The organism is Kitasatospora sp. NPDC088134 (assembly GCF_044741705.1).
GTDB lineage: Bacteria > Actinomycetota > Actinomycetes > Streptomycetales > Streptomycetaceae > Kitasatospora.
On record NZ_JBIUTD010000035.1, the window covers coordinates 57,591 to 74,605 of the forward strand.

15 protein-coding genes are annotated in these 17,015 nt (G+C 75.9%); 4 read left to right on the forward strand and 11 right to left on the reverse strand.

The genetic code is table 11. The annotated features are described in order from the left end of the window. Positions 1–348: 348 nt before the first annotated feature. Together ACIOHG_RS34390 and ACIOHG_RS34395 are read left to right on the forward strand one after the other, a co-directional pair. Positions 349–1,026 carry a phosphatase PAP2 family protein gene (locus ACIOHG_RS34390; protein ID WP_400956639.1) on the forward strand — a complete coding sequence of 226 codons (678 nt, stop codon included), beginning with the start codon at positions 349–351 and terminating at the stop codon, positions 1,024–1,026. A 103-nt stretch (positions 1,027–1,129) separates the two neighbouring features. Next, entirely contained in the window at positions 1,130–2,230 is a 1,101-nt protein-coding gene (locus ACIOHG_RS34395; protein ID WP_400956642.1) for a hypothetical protein, read from the forward strand. A gap of 22 nt (positions 2,231–2,252) precedes the next feature. Here ACIOHG_RS34395 and ACIOHG_RS34400 read toward each other — a convergent pair whose 3' ends face one another. Beyond that, positions 2,253–2,585 carry a DUF2218 domain-containing protein gene (locus ACIOHG_RS34400; protein WP_400956645.1) on the reverse strand — a complete coding sequence of 111 codons (333 nt, stop codon included), beginning with the start codon at positions 2,583–2,585 and terminating at the stop codon, positions 2,253–2,255. Positions 2,586–2,755: 170 nt separating this feature from the next. Here ACIOHG_RS34400 and ACIOHG_RS34405 point away from each other — a divergent pair, with 170 nt between their 5' ends. Then, positions 2,756–3,226, forward strand: a complete 471-nt coding sequence (locus ACIOHG_RS34405) for a MarR family winged helix-turn-helix transcriptional regulator (RefSeq protein WP_400956648.1) — start codon at positions 2,756–2,758, stop codon at positions 3,224–3,226. Here ACIOHG_RS34405 and ACIOHG_RS34410 read toward each other — a convergent pair. Further along, on the reverse strand, positions 3,147–4,073 hold the full coding sequence (locus ACIOHG_RS34410; RefSeq protein WP_400956680.1) for an EamA family transporter: 927 nt from the start codon (positions 4,071–4,073) through the stop codon (positions 3,147–3,149). The genes ACIOHG_RS34405 and ACIOHG_RS34410 overlap by 80 nt on opposite strands. 127 nt (positions 4,074–4,200) lie before the next feature. On the opposite strand from ACIOHG_RS34410, the gene ACIOHG_RS34415 reads away from it, so the two are divergent. Then, positions 4,201–5,109, forward strand: a complete 909-nt coding sequence (locus tag ACIOHG_RS34415; RefSeq protein ID WP_400956650.1) for a LysR family transcriptional regulator — start codon at positions 4,201–4,203, stop codon at positions 5,107–5,109. A 26-nt stretch (positions 5,110–5,135) separates the two neighbouring features. On the opposite strand, the gene ACIOHG_RS34420 is transcribed toward ACIOHG_RS34415, so the two are convergent. From ACIOHG_RS34420 to ACIOHG_RS34460, 9 genes are all read right to left on the reverse strand, one after another. Beyond that, the gene (locus ACIOHG_RS34420) at positions 5,136–5,873 is read right to left on the reverse strand and encodes a ZIP family metal transporter (protein WP_400956653.1); all 738 of its coding nucleotides are present in this window, start codon (positions 5,871–5,873) and stop codon (positions 5,136–5,138) included. A gap of 236 nt (positions 5,874–6,109) precedes the next feature. Further along, positions 6,110–6,571 (reverse strand): DUF6278 family protein, encoded by a 462-nt coding sequence (locus ACIOHG_RS34425; RefSeq protein ID WP_400956655.1) that lies wholly within the window; start codon positions 6,569–6,571, stop codon positions 6,110–6,112. Between the two features lie 113 nt (positions 6,572–6,684). Continuing rightward, the gene (locus ACIOHG_RS34430; RefSeq protein ID WP_400956658.1) at positions 6,685–8,514 is read right to left on the reverse strand and encodes a restriction endonuclease; all 1,830 of its coding nucleotides are present in this window, start codon (positions 8,512–8,514) and stop codon (positions 6,685–6,687) included. A gap of 234 nt (positions 8,515–8,748) precedes the next feature. After that, positions 8,749–10,251, reverse strand: a complete 1,503-nt coding sequence (locus ACIOHG_RS34435; protein WP_400956660.1) for a hypothetical protein — start codon at positions 10,249–10,251, stop codon at positions 8,749–8,751. Positions 10,252–10,513: 262 nt separating this feature from the next. Further along, positions 10,514–11,161, reverse strand: coding sequence for a YigZ family protein (locus ACIOHG_RS34440; RefSeq protein WP_400956662.1), 648 nt, complete (start codon positions 11,159–11,161; stop codon positions 10,514–10,516). A 111-nt stretch (positions 11,162–11,272) separates the two neighbouring features. Next, positions 11,273–12,571, reverse strand: a complete 1,299-nt coding sequence (locus tag ACIOHG_RS34445; RefSeq protein ID WP_400956665.1) for a DUF6986 family protein — start codon at positions 12,569–12,571, stop codon at positions 11,273–11,275. A gap of 161 nt (positions 12,572–12,732) precedes the next feature. Further along, on the reverse strand, positions 12,733–14,481 hold the full coding sequence (locus tag ACIOHG_RS34450) for a DUF2637 domain-containing protein (RefSeq protein ID WP_400956667.1): 1,749 nt from the start codon (positions 14,479–14,481) through the stop codon (positions 12,733–12,735). A gap of 277 nt (positions 14,482–14,758) precedes the next feature. Then, complete coding sequence (locus ACIOHG_RS34455) at positions 14,759–15,427, reverse strand: LuxR C-terminal-related transcriptional regulator (protein ID WP_400956669.1); 669 nt, start codon at positions 15,425–15,427, stop codon at positions 14,759–14,761. Continuing rightward, positions 15,379–16,788 carry a sensor histidine kinase gene (locus tag ACIOHG_RS34460; protein WP_400956671.1) on the reverse strand — a complete coding sequence of 470 codons (1,410 nt, stop codon included), beginning with the start codon at positions 16,786–16,788 and terminating at the stop codon, positions 15,379–15,381. The genes ACIOHG_RS34455 and ACIOHG_RS34460 overlap by 49 nt, the downstream gene beginning before the upstream one ends. Between the last annotated feature and the right edge of the window lie 227 nt (positions 16,789–17,015).

The window sequence follows — 17,015 nt, forward strand, 5'->3', positions numbered from 1 at the left end:
CCCGGCGTCTGCACGTGCGGACGCCGGACCGCTGGTGGAGGTTGCGCCGCCGGTGGTGAAGATGCTGTGCATGATGGCGGGTCCCCCGTCACGGGCCCCGGCGTTGACGTACTGTCGTCACGGATGGACAGCGAACCGCAACCACTGCCCACTCCTCCGTCCGCCGTCGAGGCGGACGACCCGGACCGATCGACCGGCCGTCCCGCCCACACCCCCCGGGCCGCACGGCGCGGCGATCGCCTTGGCCGCCCCGGAGCTCTCCCCCCTGCTCCGGGGCGGCCGACTTTTTCCGTTCCGGCTTCTTCCGTCCCGGCCCGGCCGCTGGCACTGGCGCTGGGTGCGCTGCTGGTGCTGATCTCCTGGCAGGTCGCGGTGGACGGGCCGCTGCTGGAGGTCGACCCGGCGGTGCGCGACGCGGTCCGGCAGGTCCGCCGGGCGCTGCACTCGACGCTGCTGAACCACCTGGGCGTGGCGCTGTCCGACCTGGGCGGCGGGGTGCCGGCCGTGCCGGTGCTGCTGGCGGGCGCGGGGTGCGCGGCCTGGCTGGCCCGGCGGGACGGGCGGCCGCGCTGGTGGACGCCCGTGCCGGTGGCGGTGCTGGCGGCGGTGCTGATCCCGCTGCTGGTGGTCCCGGCGAAGGCCTGGTTCGCCCGGCCGGGCCCGTTCGGGGTGCCGCTGACCGCGGACCAGTGGGGCTGGTACCCGTCGGGCCACACCGCGACCTCCTCGATCGCGTACGGGACGGCGGCGCTGCTGCTGGCCCGGGTGCTGCCGGAGCGGTTCGGCCCCGCGGTGCGGTGGACGGCCGCGGGGGTCTGCCTGGGCGTGGGCGCCGGGCTGGTGTGGAGCGACTTCCACTGGCTGCTGGACGTGCTGGCCAGCTGGTGCCTGGCGGGCCTGCTGCTGCTCGCGCTGCGCGCCCTGCTCCCCCGCCTGCTGCCCGACCCGGCGGCCGGGCCCCGGAGCGCCCCGCCCGCCCCGCCCGGCCCGTCCGATCAAGGAGTCGACGCCCCGTCCGCCCGATGACCGGTCGAGGACAGGTTCGGTACGGAGCGTTGACGCCTTCCCGGACCGCGCGCACCCTGTTCCCCACCCCTCACCCTCAGCAGGCGATTCCCGGGAGGCTCCCGTGCGTTCCCCCGTCATGCCCGTGATCCGTTCCGCGGCCGCGGCCGCCCTGCTCGTCGCGGCGGTGACGGCGCTGCCCGCGCAGGGCGCCGCGGCCGCCGCCACACCGATGCAGGTCTACGGCGCCTGGCACTGCAGCGACGACGCCTGCACCTGGGCGCGGGTGCGGAGCATGGCGGACTTCGACGCCGCCAACCACTGGCTGGTCGACCGCGGCGACGGCCGGCCGTCGGTCAACGTGGTGGTGCTGAGCTTCGTCAATCCGCTGCGGCTGCTGGACGGCACCACCGACGCCGGGAACGCGGCCGGGGTGCCGGTGGGCATGAACCAGCAGGTGGTGGACTACTTCACGGCGCACGGCATCCGGGTGATGCTCTCCATCGGCGGCATCACCTACACCGGCGACTGGGACACGGCGCTGGCCCGGAACGGCGCCCTGCTGGGGCAGCGGGCGGCGGCGCTGGCGAGCAAGCTGGGCGTCGGCATCGAGATCGACTACGAGAACGCCAACAACCCGAACCTCACGGGCCTGCAGTCCTTCGTGGACGCCTACCGGGCGGCCCACCCGTACGACGCCACCGGCGCCGACCCGGCCGCCCGCCTGACCATCGACGTCGCGGCGGGCGACCGCTGGCTGATCGGCATCGACCAGTACGCCACCGCGAACTGGCTGTCCACCACCGCCCCGGTGCTGGACTACGCGAACGCGATGGTGCCGAGCAAGCAGCCGAGCGCCGCCACCGCCGTCTCGAACTGGCAGGAGCACCTGGACGGCAAGCCCGGCTACAGCCCCGCGATCCCGCCGCTGGCGCCGGCCAAGTTCACCGCCGGGCTGTACATCGCGGAGGGCTCGCGGGTCCGGCCGGAGTGCACCGACTTCGCCAACTCCGTGCAGAAGGCCACCGCGGGGTGGCTGCAGAGCGCCGCGCCGAACGGCGCGGGCACCAGCGCGGGGCTGCTCGGCTTCATGTTCTGGGCGGCCGAGAAGCCCTCCACCCGGGGCGTGACCACCGCGCCGCCGAACGGCTGCGAGGGCGGGGTCGGCGCGGGCGCCACGGCGTTCGCGGCGCCGGTGCCGATGCCCCCGCTGCGGCAGAGCTGACCCGCGGGGCACGCGGGCCCGGTCAGCCCTCCTCGCCGGTGAGGCGCTGGACGGTGCCCGCCCCGCCGTTCTCGCGCTGCCAGGCGACGACCAGTTCGTCGCGGGTGCCGAAGCGGACCAGGTGGCGGCCAACCACGTCCTCCAGCTGGTCCAGGCTCTCCTCGGCGCCCTCGACGGCGAGCAGCAGCGCGCCCTCCTCGGCGGTGAGCTCGGCCCGGCCGGCGCCGAAGACCAGCGAGCCGCGGCCGGTCTCCTCGGACCACTCGGCGGGGACCTTGCGGCCCATGTGGGCGGCGAGCTGCTTGGCGTAGCGGGCGGGGCGGTCGGTGGTGACACGTGCGGTGGAGCGGGCCATGACGTACTCCTCGGGTGGCACCCCGCCGGTGCCCCGGACGGGGCCGACGGCGGGCAGCAGTGACTTAGGTTTGCCTAAGCTACTCGATTACTGAGCCAAGCTCAACATGTTATGGAGGCGAGATCGATCACCCTCCGTACCCTCCGGCGCCCGGCCGCTACCCTGTGCCCATGACCTCCCCCGGCCCCGCCGACACCGCCGCGGAACTCGCGGACGCCCTCACCCGGGCGATGAAGCGCATCCGCCGGCGGACGATGCAGCGGCTGGAGCCGTACGGCATCACCCCGGCCCAGGCCAGGGCGCTGCGCACGCTCGCCCACGCGCCCGGCTGCGAGGGCCCCGAGACGATGCGGCTGAGCGAGCTGGCCGAGCGGCTGCGGATCGCCCCGCGCTCCGCGACCACCGTGGTCGACGCCCTGGAGGAGGCCGGCCTGGTCGCCCGCACCCCCGACCCGGCGGACCGCCGGGCGGTGCGCCTGGTGGTCACCGAGGCCGGGCACGGGGCACTGGAGCGGATCTCCCGGGTCCGGCACGAGGTCGCCCAGGAGTACTTCGGCCCGGTCAGCCCTCCCGAGCAGGACGCCCTGCTGCGGGCGCTGCGGCAGGCCGAAGAGGCGTACGAAGCCGCGCCCAGGCCGTAGCGGGCACCGCCCCCAGGCCGATCCCGGCGATCACCAGCGCGGTCGCCGCGCCCGCCAGGGCGCTGAACCGCTCGCCGAGCAGCAGCGCCGCCGAGGACATCCCGAACACCGGCACCAGCAGCGAGTACGGGGCCACCACCGAGGCGTCGTAGCGGCGCAGCAGGTGGCTCCAGGCGACGAAGGCGAACAGCGTGGAGACCAGGCCGACGTACAGCACCACGCCGACGCCGGACCAGCTGATCGCGCGCAGCGCCGCCCAGTCCGCGCCCGGGCCCTCGACCAGCAGCGACAGGCCGAGCAGTGGCAGTGGCGGCACGGCGGAGACCCACACCATCCAGCGCAGCGCGTCCGGCGGGGCGGCCTTGCGGGTCAGCACGTTGGCCAGGCCCCAGGCCACCGCGGCGCCGATCAGCAGCGCGAACGCGCCGACGGGGCCGTGCACCCCGCGGTCGACGGCGGCCAGTGCGATGCCCGCGAAGGCGATCGCCAGCCCGACGGTGCGCAGCCGGTCCGGCCGCTCGCCCAGCAGGACCGCCGCGAACAGCGCGGTGAACCCGGCCTGCCCCTGCAGCACCAGCGAGGACAGCCCGGCCGGCATCCCGGCGTGCATGCCCAGGAACAGCAGCCCGAACTTGACCACGCCGAGCGCCAGTCCGACCCCCAGCACCCACCGCCACGCCACCCGGGGCGGCCCGACCAGGAACACCGCGGGCACCGCCACCACGGTGAACCGCAGCGCGCAGAACAGCAGCGGCGGGAAGTCGTGCAGCCCGACCTCGATCAGGACGAAGTTCAGGCCCCAGACGGCGGCGATCAGGACGGCCAGCGCGACGTGACGGGGCGTCATGGCGGAGGCGGCGGTGGGCGTGACGGCGGTGCTCGCGGCGGTGGCAGGGGGCATGCGAAGAGCATCTCCCGGCCGGAATGTTCAGCACCAGCGACGATTTCTCAACCCCACTGTTTAGCATGGCTGCATGATGGATCTGGGACGCCTGCGCGCCCTGCACGCGGTCGCCGTGCACGGCTCGGTCGGCGGGGCCGCCGCGGCCCTCGGCTTCACCCCGTCCGCGGTCTCGCAACAGATCGCCAAGCTGGAGCGGGAGACCCGCACCGTCCTGCTGGAGCGGCAGGGACGGGGCGTGCAGCTCACCGACGCGGCCGTCCGGCTCGCCGACACCGCGCGCCGGGTGCTGGCCCTGGTCGAGCAGGCCGAGGTGACGCTGGAGGAGCAGCGCGGCCGCGCCACGGGGCGGCTGCTGCTGGCCGCCTTCCCCACCGCGGCGCGCGGCCTGCTGCCCGCCGCCCTGGCCGAACTGGTGCGTGAGTGCCCCGAGTTGGACGTCCGCCTGCTGGAGAGCGACCCCTATCCGGCGGCCGAGCTGGTGGCCCGCGGCGAGGTCGACCTGGCGGTGGTGCAGGACTGGGCGACCGTCCCGCTGCCGGTGCAGGACGGCGTCGACCGGCTGGACCTCGGCACCGACCCGGTCGACCTGCTGCTGCCGGCCGGGCACCCGCTGGCCGCGCTCGACGCCGTTCCGGTGACGGCGCTGCGCGGGCAGCGCTGGATCAGCGTGCCGCCCGGCAACATCTGCCACGACTGGCTGCTGCGCACCATGCGGGAGACCGGCGAGGAGCCGGACGTGGCCCACCAGGTCGGCGAGTTCCAGACCCAGATCGCGCTGATCGACGCCGGTCTCGGCCTGGGCCTGGTCCCCCGGCTCGGCCGCGGCCCGCTCCCGCCCGGGGTGGCCGTCCGCCCCGTCGACCCGGAGCCGGTCCGCCGGGTGTACGCGCTGTGGCGCACCGGTACCTCCCGCCGCCCCGCCGTCACCGCCGCCCTGGCGGCGCTCCGCCGCCACTGGGCCGCCCCGTCGGCCGACTGAGCCGCCCGGCCGGGCGCCCTGGCCGGTCAGTGGCCGTGCGCCAGCCCGACCACCAGCCACATGAAGGCGACGCCGAGCAGGGTGCACAGCAGGGTGCCCTTGGACGGGTGCGGGCTGTGCGCCTCGGGCAGGATGTCGGAGGTCGCCAGGTACATCAGGAAGCCGGCGAAGAACCCGAGGTAGAGCCCGAGCAGCTGCCCGGGGATGGTGAACAGCAGGGTGACCGCGGCCCCGGCGACGGGCGCGCACGCGTCGGCGACCAGCAGGGTCAGGGCCCGCCGCCGGTTGTTCCCGTACAGCCGGGTCAGGGTGTAGGTGTTGAAGCCGTCCGCGAAGTCGTGCGCGACGACCGCGATGGCGACGGCGGTGCCGACGGTCGTCCCGGCCTGGAACGCGGCGCCGATCGCGAAGCCGTCCATCGCGCTGTGCAGGACCAGCGCGGAGGCCGCCGCCAGCCCGACGCCCTGCTCCCGGTGCCGGGCGCCGCCGTGCGCGTGCCGGTGCCCGTGGCTGTGCGCGGCGTACTCGCCCTCGTGGCCGCGGTGGATGGCGACGGCGCGCTCGACCACGTGGATGCCGAGGAACCCGGCGGCGAACATCAGCAGCGTCCGGGGAACGCCGTGCAGCTCCTGCGGGGCCTGTTCGATCGACTCCGGCAGCAGGTCGAAGGCGACCACGCCGAGCATCAGCCCGGCGGCGAGGCCGAGCACGAGGTGGCGGCGGTCCCCGGTGCGCTGGGCGACCAGGCCGCCGAGCAGGGTCATCAGGAAGGCTCCGGCGGCGACCAGGACGGCGGTCAGTTTCGGCCTCCCCCGACTGGGCGCAGGGGCCGGACGGCTGCGCTGACCGCTGCCCACGGGCACCCAGTCGTCCGGCCCGGGCCGGACGGTGCCGGGCCCTGCCACCACCCTGCGGGGCCCGCGGCCGCCCCGCCGCCCGGACGGGCCGTCGGGGTGACGCCCCGTCAGCGCGGCCGGTGTCGTCGCGGGGCGGGCGCCGGTCAGCCGTCGGAGGCCGCCAGGTAGACGGCGGCGAGCTGCGGCGAGCCCTGCTCGGCCCAGCCGCGGCCGAGCGCGGTGACGTCGAGCTCGAAGCCGGTGCGGAGCACCATCAGGGGGCGGCCGTCGCGGGCGAGCTCCCAGTGCGCGCCGTCGACCTGGTGGCGGATCACCGTGCCGAGGTAGAGGCCGGCGTCGGTGCCGAGCCACTGGGAGACCTGCGGGTCGTCGCGCCACCGGGGCAGCAGCTGGTCGAGGTCGGTCAGCGAGTCGACGGTGTCGTCGAGGCGGACGCCGGAGGACTCGGCGAGTTCGCGCAGCAGGCCGCACTCGGCGTACATCGCGGCCATCGCGCGCTCCCGCTCCCGCTCCTGCCCGCGGTCCTGCTCCGGGGACGGGGCGCCGTCCGACCGACGGGTGGCGGTGCGCCGGCCGAGCCGGTGTCCGGGGACTGGTTTCTCCACTCCCCCAGCCTGACAGCCCGAACGGCCGAACGGCGGGCGAACCCGCCGGTACGTTCCGCGCCGTCGGCGCGCGGGGCGGCGCCCCCGGTCGGCCGTTCGGGCCCGCGCGGCCGTCAGAGCGCCAGCGGCAGCGCCAGGTGGGTGCGGGCGAGTTCGCGGATGCCCGCCCCGTCCATCAGGTGGATGCGCCGGTAGCGCTCGTCGGCGGCCAGGTCGACGGCCTCGTCGGCGAACTGCCCGCAGGTCATCCGCAGGCCGCGGTCGGCGTCCTCCTCGCGGACCGCCTCGGCCAGGGTGGCGATCTCCTCGGCGGCGACGGGGGCGGGGCCCCGGGAGGCCCACACCACCCAGCGGCCGGGCAGTCCGCTGCCGGGTTCGCCCTCGGCGGTGGCGACCAGGCCGGCGGGGCCGCGCAGCCGCACGCTCCAGCCGCGCAGGCCGCCGGCCGTCAGCACGGCCCGGACCAGCTGGGCGAACTCGCCGGGCGAGAGCTCGCCGAGCGCGGGGACGGCGGCCGAGGCGGTGCCCCAGGGAACGACGGCCTCCCCCGCGTAGGGGTCGGGCGTGATCACGGCGGCCAGGGCGCGCAGCCGCAGCAGCGACTCGTCGTGCTCGGCCTCCGCGTAGACGCCCCCGTCGGCGCCCTCGCCGCCGAGGTGGCCGCTGTCGGGGACCAGGCGGGTGCGGGCCAGCGCGTCCCGGTCGGCATCGACGCTGAGCAGGCACTGCGGGGCCCGGCCGGGGGTGCGCAGCCAGCCGTTCAGGACGACCCCGGCCAGCACCTCCTCGGTGTCGACGGCGTCGGCGGCCTGCAGGGCGCGCAGCGCGAGCCGGGCGGCGAGCCGCAGGTAGTCGGTGCGGACGTCGGCGGCGGGACGGGGCACCGGCCGCACCGCCCCGTCCTCGGCCAGCCGGTGGCCGCTCAGCGCGGGCACGGTGTCCAGCGGCGGCAGGTCGAGGTCGAGGACGGCGGTCCGGGTGAGCGGGCGGAACACCGCGCGGCACGGGGCGGGCAGGTCCCGGGTGACGCCCTCGGCGGCGGCCAGGGCCCGCTCCAGCAGCGACTCGACGGCGGCGGGCTCGGCCTGCAGGTAGGCGCGGCGGCACTCCTCCAGGCTGTCGTTGTACTCCCGGACGGCCCGCTCCCGGGCCCGTTCGGCCTCCTCGTGGGCCTGCCGGGCGGCGATCGCGCCGCTATCGGCGAGTTCGGCCTGCCTGGTCCGCCACTCGCGCAGCGCGCGCTGGTGGCGCAGCCGGGCCTGGGCGAGTTCGCGCTGGTAGCCGGAGTCGAGCAGGCGGCGCGAGGCGGGCTGCTCGGGGTCGGTGCCGGCGGGTTCGGCGGGAGCGAAGTCGGCCCAGGCGGGCTCGGGTTCGCCGGCCTGCTCGGCGTCCGGGTAGGGCTTGGGGCGGTAACTGCGCTGCTGGCTCCCGAAGTCCATCGCGGAGACCGGCTGGGCGGCCCGGCGCAGCAGGTCGGCGAACCGCTCGTGGTCGGCGTGCACGGCGAGGGTGCGGTGGTGCGCGAGCGCGGCGGCCCGGCCGTGCGCGGCCACCGGGTCGTCCTCGATGCCGGCCGTCGGCCCGGCCGGAGGCCCGGTCACGGGGCCGGTCGAGAACCCGGCCGCGGGGCCGTCGGCGGGGCCGGGCTGGGCCGGGACGACCGTGGGCGGCGCCGGGGCTCCGACGGGACGGGGCGGGGCGACGGGGCGCGGCGGAATGGCACCGGGGGCAGCGGCGGGGGCGTTCTCCGGAACCCGGGCCGCCCCGGCCCGGCGGTCGCGGTCCTGGGAGCCCTGGGGGTCCTGGGAATCCTCGGGGAGCTCAGGGCGTTCGGGGGCGTCCTCGTCCTCGTCGGCGCCGAGCTCCTGGAAGAGGGTGGCGAGGAAGCCGGGCTGGAGCACCGTGGTGGTGCCGTCGGCGGGGCCATCGGCTGGATGCTGCATCGGCGGTCGTTCCCCCTGCTCGTCCGGCGCACGTGGGCGGGGCGCCGTGGCGGGGCCCGAGCAGCATTGTCCCCCGTTCGGGCCGCCGGGTCAGCCAACCTTCGGGGTTTGGCCGAGCGTTGACGCACGATCAGGCCCGGAGGGGCCGGACCGGGCCGCTCTCGGGCGGTGCCGGACCGGCCCCTCCGGCCGGACGGGGCGGATCAGTCGGGGCGGATCGGTCGGTGGGTGCGGTCAGTTGGTACGGGTGTTGGTGAGGTGCAGCCCGATGTAGCCGACGTAGATCCGGCCGCTGCCGGAGCAGTCGTCCAGGTAGTGCACCCGGGGGGCGGTGCCGCCGCCGCCGATCCGCAGGTGGGCACCCATGAACGCGCGGCAGGAGGAGTCGACGAAGGGCGGGACGGGCAGCATCCGCTGGCGCTTCCACTTGCCGTGGCTGGCGACGGTGCGGGACTCACCGCGGACGGCCTTGCGCGGCGGGAAGCGGTGGCAGCCGGGCGGCGTGTGCTCGCACCACTGCTTGAAGTCGCCGCCGGCCTCGCCGCGGACGGCGGCCGCCGCGTACTCCTGGAGCGCCGTCAGGCCGTCCCAGGTGAGGCCGGCCCAGCCGTCGGCGTCGCTCTGGCCGTCCAGCGCGAGCGTCTCCTTGGCGTCGCCGGTGAACTCCAGCAGCGGGAACTCGCCGAAGCGGTCCACGAGTTCGCCGAAGCTGGCCGGGCCGGGGCCGCACCGGGCGCGGCGCGCGCGGGGCTGCTCGATCCGCAGCCGGCAGCGCTCCAGCCGGACCGGCGGCCGCTCCACCACGGCCCGGGGCGCGGCGGGCGCCTGGCGCGCCCCGGGCGGCAGCCGGAGCTCGGGCACCGCGTCCAGCGGGGCGGGCAGCGGCAGTTCGGCGGCGATCCGGCGCGGTTCGCGGGCCAGCAGGGCGGCGGCGCGGCGCGGGTTCTCGTCGATCCGGGCCCGGGGCAGGACGGGGTGGCGGGCGGCGTCGGCCCGGGAGGCCGGGTCGACCTCGGGCAGGAAGGTGCGCACCGCCCCGCCGTAGACCTTGTGGTACTCCAGCGCCAGGTTGAACCGCGGCAGCGCGGCGTGCCCGAGCACGTACAGCGAGGCCTGGCCGGGGAGTTGGCGCAGCAGCGGGTCGAGGACCTCGCGCTGCCACTGCTCGATCGGGACGGCGGGCGGGACGCTGGCCACCACCACGGGCAACTGCCGCTCCGGGTCGCACAGTTCGTCGATCAGGGCGTCCAGTCCTGCGGGGTCGAGCACCGTGGGGGCGGTGCCCAGCGGCACCGGGCCCTCGGCGGCGTCCAGCAGCGGCAGCAGCCGGCGGACGACTTCGGGGACGGGCACCCGCCCGTGGCCGGCCACGGCGGGACCGGCGGGCAGGTGGTCGGCCTCCACCCGCAGCCGGGTCGGGCCGTCGGCGGTGTCGGAGGCGAGGGTGAGGATCAGTTGGTCGGTGCCGTGCGGGGCGGGCGTGCGCAGTCTGCGGCGGCTGTAGCGGGCCCCGGTGCCGCGTCCGGGCAGTGGGCCGTCGTCGCGGTCCAGCAGGACCCGGTCGCCGAGTCGTAGTCGCTCGGGCGGTGCGTCCTCGTCGCGGGCGGCTGGCTCCTCGTGGCCCTCCGCCTTCAGCCAGGCGGCGAGCAGGTGGTCGACGAGGGCGGCGGTGTCGTGGTGCGGGCGGGGTGTCGCGGCTGTCAGCCGGTACGGTGGCTGGGCTTGGTCGGTGGGCATGCGCGGAACCTCCCGTGGTGCGGTGCTGGGGTCTGCGAGATTCCTCCTCCCGGAGTCGTGCCGAATCGTTGTTCCTCACCCAATGAGACGAAGTGACCTGGAGCGGAAGTTCCGCATCCGGGCTCGATTCCTTCCTTCGAGTGTCATCGAGCGGCTACGGGAACGTCGCCGGACGCGTCTCTGCTACCCCCGTGACGGCACGTCAGTCGCCCCGTCCGGGCGGCCCCCGCCGCCCCGTCCCCGCACTCCGACCGCGGACGGTTCAGACCTCGACCTCGACGAAGGTCCGGCCGGCGGGGCTCGCGGTCGCGGAGCCGCCGGTGGCCTCGGCCAGCCAGGTGTGGAAGCGCCCCGCCTCCGGCTCGGGGACGCCCACTTCGATCCGCACCCCGTCCGCCAGGTACTCCAGCCCGACGACCTCGTGCCCGGCGGCCCGCAGGTCGTTCTCCAGCCGACCGGCCCGGGTGTGGTCGGCGAGCACCGCCAGCAGCGCGACCGGCCGCCGCTCCAGCAGGCCGATCTCGTCCAGCGCACCGGACACCGCCGCCCCGTAGGCCCGGACCAGCCCGCCCGCGCCGAGCTTGATCCCGCCGAAGTAGCGGGTCACCACCGCGACGGTGTCGGTCACCCCGCGCCGCCGCAGCACCTCCAGCATCGGCACCCCGGCCGTCCCGGCGGGCTCCCCGTCGTCGCTGGAGCGCTCGCGCGGCTGCTCCCCGCCCACCACGAAGGCCGTGCAGTTGTGCCGGGCGTCCCAGTACTGCTTGCGGATCGCCGCGACGAACGCCTGCGCCGCCTCCTCGTCGGTGACCCGCGCCAGGTGGCAGATGAACCGGGACTTCTTGATCTCCAGTTCGTGGCTGCCGGCCCCGCGGACGGTCAGGTACGGCTTGGGGCTCGGCTCCGCCATGGTGCTGGTGCTCTCCGGGGTCGCTCGCTGGGGTGCCGCTCGGGCACCCCCAGCTTAGGCTCTCGGCCGGGCCGGCCCGGCCGCCTCTGCCCTGCGGTTCCGGTGGACCGGTCAGCGACCGGCCAGGGCGTCCAGGGCGGCCCGGTCCAGGCCGGTGAGCGCGGTGACCTCGGCGAGGTCGACGGCCCCGCAGTCCAGGCCGCGCAGCACGTAGCCGCTGAGCGCCCGGGCGGTGGCGGGCTCGTCCAGCACGTCACCGCCCGCCTTGGCCACGTACGCGGCGAGCCGGGCGCAGGCGGCGGGCAGGCCCTCCCGGTAGAAGGCGTACACGGCGGCGTACCGGGTGGGCAGGTGGGCGGGGTGCATGTCCCAGCCCTGGTAGTAGGCGCGGGCCAGTGAGCGGCGGACCAGGCCGTGGTGCAGCCGCCAGGCGGCGTGCACCTGCTCGGCGCCGCCGGTGGGGATCACGTTGGTGGAGCCGTCGGAGAGCCGGACGCCGGTGCCGGCCGCGGCGACCTGCATGACGGCCTTGGCGTGGTCGGCGACCGGGTGGTCCATGCTCTGGTGGGCGGCGGCGACCCCGCAGGCGGCGCTGTAGTCGAAGGTGCCGTAGTGCAGCCCGGTGGCCCGGCCCTCGGCGGCGCCGATCATCAGTGCGACGGTGGCCCGGCCGTCCGGGCCGAGGATCGCCTGGGTGGTCTCGATCTGGATCTCGAACCCGAGCCGCCCCGGGCGCAGCCCGGCCCGCCGTTCGAAGTCCTCCAACAGCCGCACCATCGCGGTGACCTGCGCGGCGTGGGTGACCTTGGGCAGCGTGAGCAGCAGCCCGTCGGGCAGGCCGCCGCGGGCCAGCAGGGTGCCGAGGAACAGCTCCAGGGTGCGGATGCCGCGGGCCCGGACCGGCGCCTCCATGCACTTGATCCGGATGCCGACGTACGGCGGGGCGGTGCCGTCGGCGACCGCGTCGGCCACCAGCCCGGCGACCCGGACCGCCGCGGCGTCCTCCTCGGCGTCGGGGCGCGGGCCGTAACCGTCCTCGAAGTCGATCCGCAGGTCCTCGACGGGTTCGCGCTCCAGCTTGGCCCGCACCCGGGCGTGCACCTCCGCCAGCAGCGCGTCGTCCGCCACCCCGAGCGCCTCGGCCAGCCGGGCGGGCGTCCCCGCGTGCTCCTGGAACACCGTCAGCGCCCGGGCGCCCCATTCGCGCACCGTGCCCGCGCCGAACGCGTCGGCCGGCACGTACACGGTGTGCACCGGCTGCCGGGAGCCCGGCTCGCCCGGGTAACGGTGCGTCAATTCGGCGTCCACCGGGGCCAGCAGGGCCTCCACCGCGGCCCTGGCGTCCTCCGAGAACGAGACGGCGGACGGGGCGTCCTGCCGGGCGGCACCGATCCGGGCGGGCTGCGACATTCCGGGCTCCTCCACTCACCGCACTTCTTCAACAAATTGTTGATACGAAGGTAGTGGCGGCCCCGCGGAAGCGTCAATGGCCGCCCCGCCGGAGAAACCGGGGGACGGCCACCGCGCGCCCTGTAACCAGCTACGAAACCCGCCCTGCGGGGCGGACCGGGTCACTCCCCCCGGCCGGACTCCATGTACCGCTCCTGCAGGTCCGTCCAGATCTTCTCGACGTCCTTCAGCGCCACCCCGCCGTCCGGGCGCGAACCCGGGACCCCGCGCTGGCTCAGGTACTCCGCGAAACGGCGCTCGTCGGGGTGCCGCTGGTTCTCCTCCATGTAGGACACCAGCGCCTCGAAGCACTCGTCCGCGTCCAGTGGCTCCGCCCCCACGAACGCCCGCCGCGCCGGGACCTCCGCCGGCTCCTCGAACGGCAGCGCGTCGGCCTCCAGCCCCGCGTCCAGGCGCATCGGCCGCCGCAGGATCGGCTCCGCCTGCTGCCGGCGCGGCTCCGGACGCGGCGCCGGGCCCCGACCGTTCGCCGCCGCGCGCTCCGGACGGGGCGCCTGCTGCCCGGCCTCCCGGTACGGCTCGGCCGGGGAGCCGTCCGCCGGGTACTCCGCCGGGAAGTCCGGGCCCGCCGCCGGCCCGCCCGCGAACTCCTCGTAGCCCTCGAAGGCTTCGAAGCCCTCCGGCCGGCCGGCCCCGGGCTGCTCGGCGTAGGCCCCGGCCCGCGGCTGGTAGCCCGACTGCGGGCGGGCCGGCTCCTCCTCGCCGCCCGGACGCGGCGCCTTGAACCACGGCGACGCCTGCCCCGGCACCCGCGCCGTGTGCACCTGGTCCGGCTGCGCCACGTGCGAGCGCACCGGACGCGCCGTCCACACGTTCAGCGTCCCCGCCGGGTCCTGCACCGGCGCGGCCTGGGCCGCCGCCGGGTCCTGCTGGTCGCGCAGCCGCACCGCGGCGAGCTTCGCCAGCGTCGGCACCGCCACCGCCGCAGAGACCGGCGGCACCGCGGGCTGCTGCTCGGCGGCGGCGACCTGCGCCGGGGACGGGGCGGGGACCGGGGCCGCCGGTCCGGCCGCAGCCGCCTGCGCGGGCGCCCCGGCGGACGGGCCCGCGAGCGCCGCCGCCCGGCCCTCGACCTGACCCCGCGTCACCTGCCCCGCCGCCGAGGCCGGCTCGGCCTGCACCGCGGGCCCCGCCTGCTCCGCACCGGCCGCCGGGCCGCCCTGCAGCGCCAGCGGGCCGTCGATCCGGTCCAGGATCGTCGGGTCCAGCGGCACCCCGTACTTCGCCAGCTTCAGCGGCAGCAGCGCCTGGAACGGCGCCGACCGCCGCCAGCCCCGCCCGTAGCGGAACCGCAGCTGCGCCCGGTACACCAGCCGGTTCTGCTCCAGCCGCACCGTCTCGTCGTAGGAGCGCAGCTCCCACAGCTTCATCCGGCGCCACAGCCGGAACGTCGGCACCGGCGACAGCACCCAGCGCATCAGCCGCACCGACTCCATGTGCCGGTCCGCGGTGATCGCCGCGATCCGCCCCACCGCGTGCCGGGACGCCTCGACCACCACCACGAACAGCACCGGGATCACCGCGTGCATCGCCATGCCCAGTGCGTCGCCCCAGGACGCCGCCGCGTTGAACGCGATGGTCGCCGCCGTCAGCAGCCAGGCCGTCTGCCGCAGCAGCGGGAACGGGATGCGCAGCCAGGTCAGCACCAGGTCCAGCGACAGCAGCACCACGATGCCCGCGTCGACGCCTATCGGGAACGCGTAGGCGAACGAGCCGAAGCCCTTCTCCATCGCCAGGTCCCGCACCGAGTTGTAGGACCCCGCGAAACCGATGCCGGAGATCACGCACGCGCCGACGGCCACCACGCCCAGCAGAGCCCGGTGCGCGCGGGTAAGGGAAGGACGTGCCATTCGATGATCAACCCCTGGGACTCGGCAGCTGCCGTATACGACCTGTAGCCGCCGAGTACACGTCCCCGCCCCGGGGCGCACGCTTCGCGTCGGACGCGAGGCCGGTGCGCCGTTGACAGACTCGGCCCACCGGATACTACTCGTACGCGCGTTCCCCGCCCGCGCCAGCCCGCACCGGCGCCGCACCCGCACTGGTCCACACCATTTCCACACCACTGTTCCACGCCGCTGTGCGCGCCCGGCCCGACACCGCCCGGCGCCGCCCGGCACCGGGCCGTCAGCCGGACACCGCCCGGTCCGCCCCCGCGTTCAGGTGGGCCAGCACCGCCAGCACCCGGCGGTTGCCGTCCTCCGTCGGGGAGAGCTCCAACTTCGTGAAGATGTTGGCGATGTGCTTGGCCACCGCCCCGTCACTGATCGTCAGCCGCGCGCCGATCGCCGAGTTCGAACACCCCTCCGCCATCAGCCCCAGCACCTCCCGCTCCCGCGGCGACAACCGCTGCAGCGGCGCCGACCCCGCGTTGTGCTGCAACAGCCGGCCGATCACGTCCGGGTCCATCGCCGTCCCACCCGCCGCCACCCGCCGCACCGCGTCCACGAACTGGTCCGCGTTGAACACCCGGTCCTTCAGCAGGTACCCGACCCCGCCCGTCCCGTCCGCCAGCAACTCCCGCGCGTACAACTGCTGGACGTGCTGCGACAGCACCAGGACCGGCAGGCCCGGAATCTCCCGCCGCGCCGCCAGCGCCGCCTGCAGCCCCTCGTCCGTCAGCGTCGGCGGCAGCCGGACGTCCACCACCGCGACGTCCGGCCGCTCCGACAGCAGCGCCGCCAGCAGATCGGGCCCCGTCTCCACCGCGGCGGCGATGGTGAACCCGTGCACCTCCAACAGTCGCGTCAGGCCTTGGCGAAGGAGGTAGAGATCCTCGGCGAGGACAACGCGCACGGCAGCTCCATCGTGATGGTGGTCGGCCCGCCCACGGGACTGTCGAGCGAGATCACTCCGTCGAACGTACCCAATCGCCGCTCGATCCCGCGCAACCCCCCACCGCCCTCCAGCCGCGCACCGCCGTGCCCGTCGTCCGTCACCACGACCCGCAGCCGCCCCGCCCGGTACAGCACGTCCACCCAGGCGTTCCCGGCCCGCGCGTGCTTGGCCACGTTCGCCAGCAGTTCGCTCACGCTGAAGTACACCGCTGTCTCCAACGACGCCTCCGGACGCCCCGGCAGGCTCACCGTCACCTCCGTCTGCACCGGCGCCGTCAGCGCCAACTCCCGTACCGCGTCCGGCAGCCCGCGCTCCGCCAGCACCGGCGGGTGGATGCCCCGGACCAAGTCCCGCAGCTCCTGCAGCGCCTTCGCGGACGACTCCCGCGCCTCCGCCAGCAGCTCCCGCGCCGCCTCCTGATCGCTGGCCATCAGGTGCTCGATCGTCCCCAGCGTCAGCCCGATCGCCACCAGCCGGGCCTGCGCCCCGTCGTGCAGGTCACGCTCGATCCGCCGCAGCTCCGCCGCCTGCGCGTCCACCGCGTCCGCCCGCGTCTCCGTCAGCTGCGCCACCCGCTCGGTCAGCTGCGCCCGGCTCTGCCGGGACTCCTCCCCCAGCACCCGGCACGCCCACTCCCCGTGCTTCCGCACCGCCGCCGGCAACACCAGCAGCGCGCCGAGCACCATGCCGACCCCCACGACCGCCGCCACCCCCGACGTCAGCAACTCGCCCAGGCCGCCGTACGACTCGCGCAGCAGCACCATCGAGATGCCCATCGCCCACAGCCCGCCGAACAGCAGCACCAGCAGCGACCCCAGCAGCACCGCCGCCCCGAACGGGTTCACCACCAGCCACAGCGCCTCCCGCCTGGTCTGCCGGTCCCGAACCGCCCACTGCACGAACTGCACCGCCCGCGCGACCGGGTACGCCCGGTGGTACGAGTGCCCCGTCCACCAGTACCCGCGGGAATCCTGCTCCAGCACCCCCCTCGACGAGTACCGCGCCACCAGCCGGACCCCGTACCAGCGCTCGACCTGCCCCCGCGCCAGCTCCGCCCCGAACCGCATCCACCAGTACGCCGTCGCCACCGCGGCCGCCAGCACTGCCAACGTCCCCACGTACGGCAGCGGCGCCCCCGAGAACCCCAACTTGAAGACCGCGGCCCCCGCGAACAGCGCCGCCATGAACGGCAGCCCGATGCCGGCGCCCGCCACCGCCACCAACAACACGGCCCGGCCGGCCGCCGACAGCACCGACCGCAGCCTGTCACCCACGGCAAACCTGACGGTCTTGCCGTCGAACCCCGTCGTCGTCGCCAAGGTGTACTCCCCGAGAGTCGATCGCCATTCCTGGAACGCTCCCAGTCTCTCCCCGACCCCCGGCCCAGCACATTGGCCGTGCCACCCCTCTTTGAGGTGGACCTAGCACCACCCCTCGCACTGCCGGCCCTCCCCCGGAAATGCGAAAAGGGCCCCGGCCTTTCGGCCGGGACCCTTCCCTGAATAATTGTTCGGCGGCGTCCTACTCTCCCACAGGGTCCCCCCTG

Excerpts from the sequence above, each read along its gene's own strand:
- ACIOHG_RS34420 (WP_400956653.1), bottom strand. The coding sequence starts at position 5,873 with ATGACCCTGCTCGGCGGCCTGGTCGCCCAGCGCACCGGGGACCGCCGC.
- ACIOHG_RS34400 (WP_400956645.1), bottom strand. The coding sequence starts at position 2,585 with ATGGCCCGCTCCACCGCACGTGTCACCACCGACCGCCCCGCCCGCTAC.
- ACIOHG_RS34415 (WP_400956650.1), top strand. The coding sequence starts at position 4,201 with ATGATGGATCTGGGACGCCTGCGCGCCCTGCACGCGGTCGCCGTGCAC.
- ACIOHG_RS34410 (WP_400956680.1), bottom strand. The coding sequence starts at position 4,073 with ATGACGCCCCGTCACGTCGCGCTGGCCGTCCTGATCGCCGCCGTCTGG.
- ACIOHG_RS34405 (WP_400956648.1), top strand. The coding sequence starts at position 2,756 with ATGACCTCCCCCGGCCCCGCCGACACCGCCGCGGAACTCGCGGACGCC.
- ACIOHG_RS34450 (WP_400956667.1), bottom strand. The coding sequence starts at position 14,481 with ATGGCACGTCCTTCCCTTACCCGCGCGCACCGGGCTCTGCTGGGCGTG.
- ACIOHG_RS34445 (WP_400956665.1), bottom strand. The coding sequence starts at position 12,571 with ATGTCGCAGCCCGCCCGGATCGGTGCCGCCCGGCAGGACGCCCCGTCC.
- ACIOHG_RS34435 (WP_400956660.1), bottom strand. The coding sequence starts at position 10,251 with ATGCCCACCGACCAAGCCCAGCCACCGTACCGGCTGACAGCCGCGACA.
- ACIOHG_RS34440 (WP_400956662.1), bottom strand. The coding sequence starts at position 11,161 with ATGGCGGAGCCGAGCCCCAAGCCGTACCTGACCGTCCGCGGGGCCGGC.
- ACIOHG_RS34430 (WP_400956658.1), bottom strand. The coding sequence starts at position 8,514 with ATGCAGCATCCAGCCGATGGCCCCGCCGACGGCACCACCACGGTGCTC.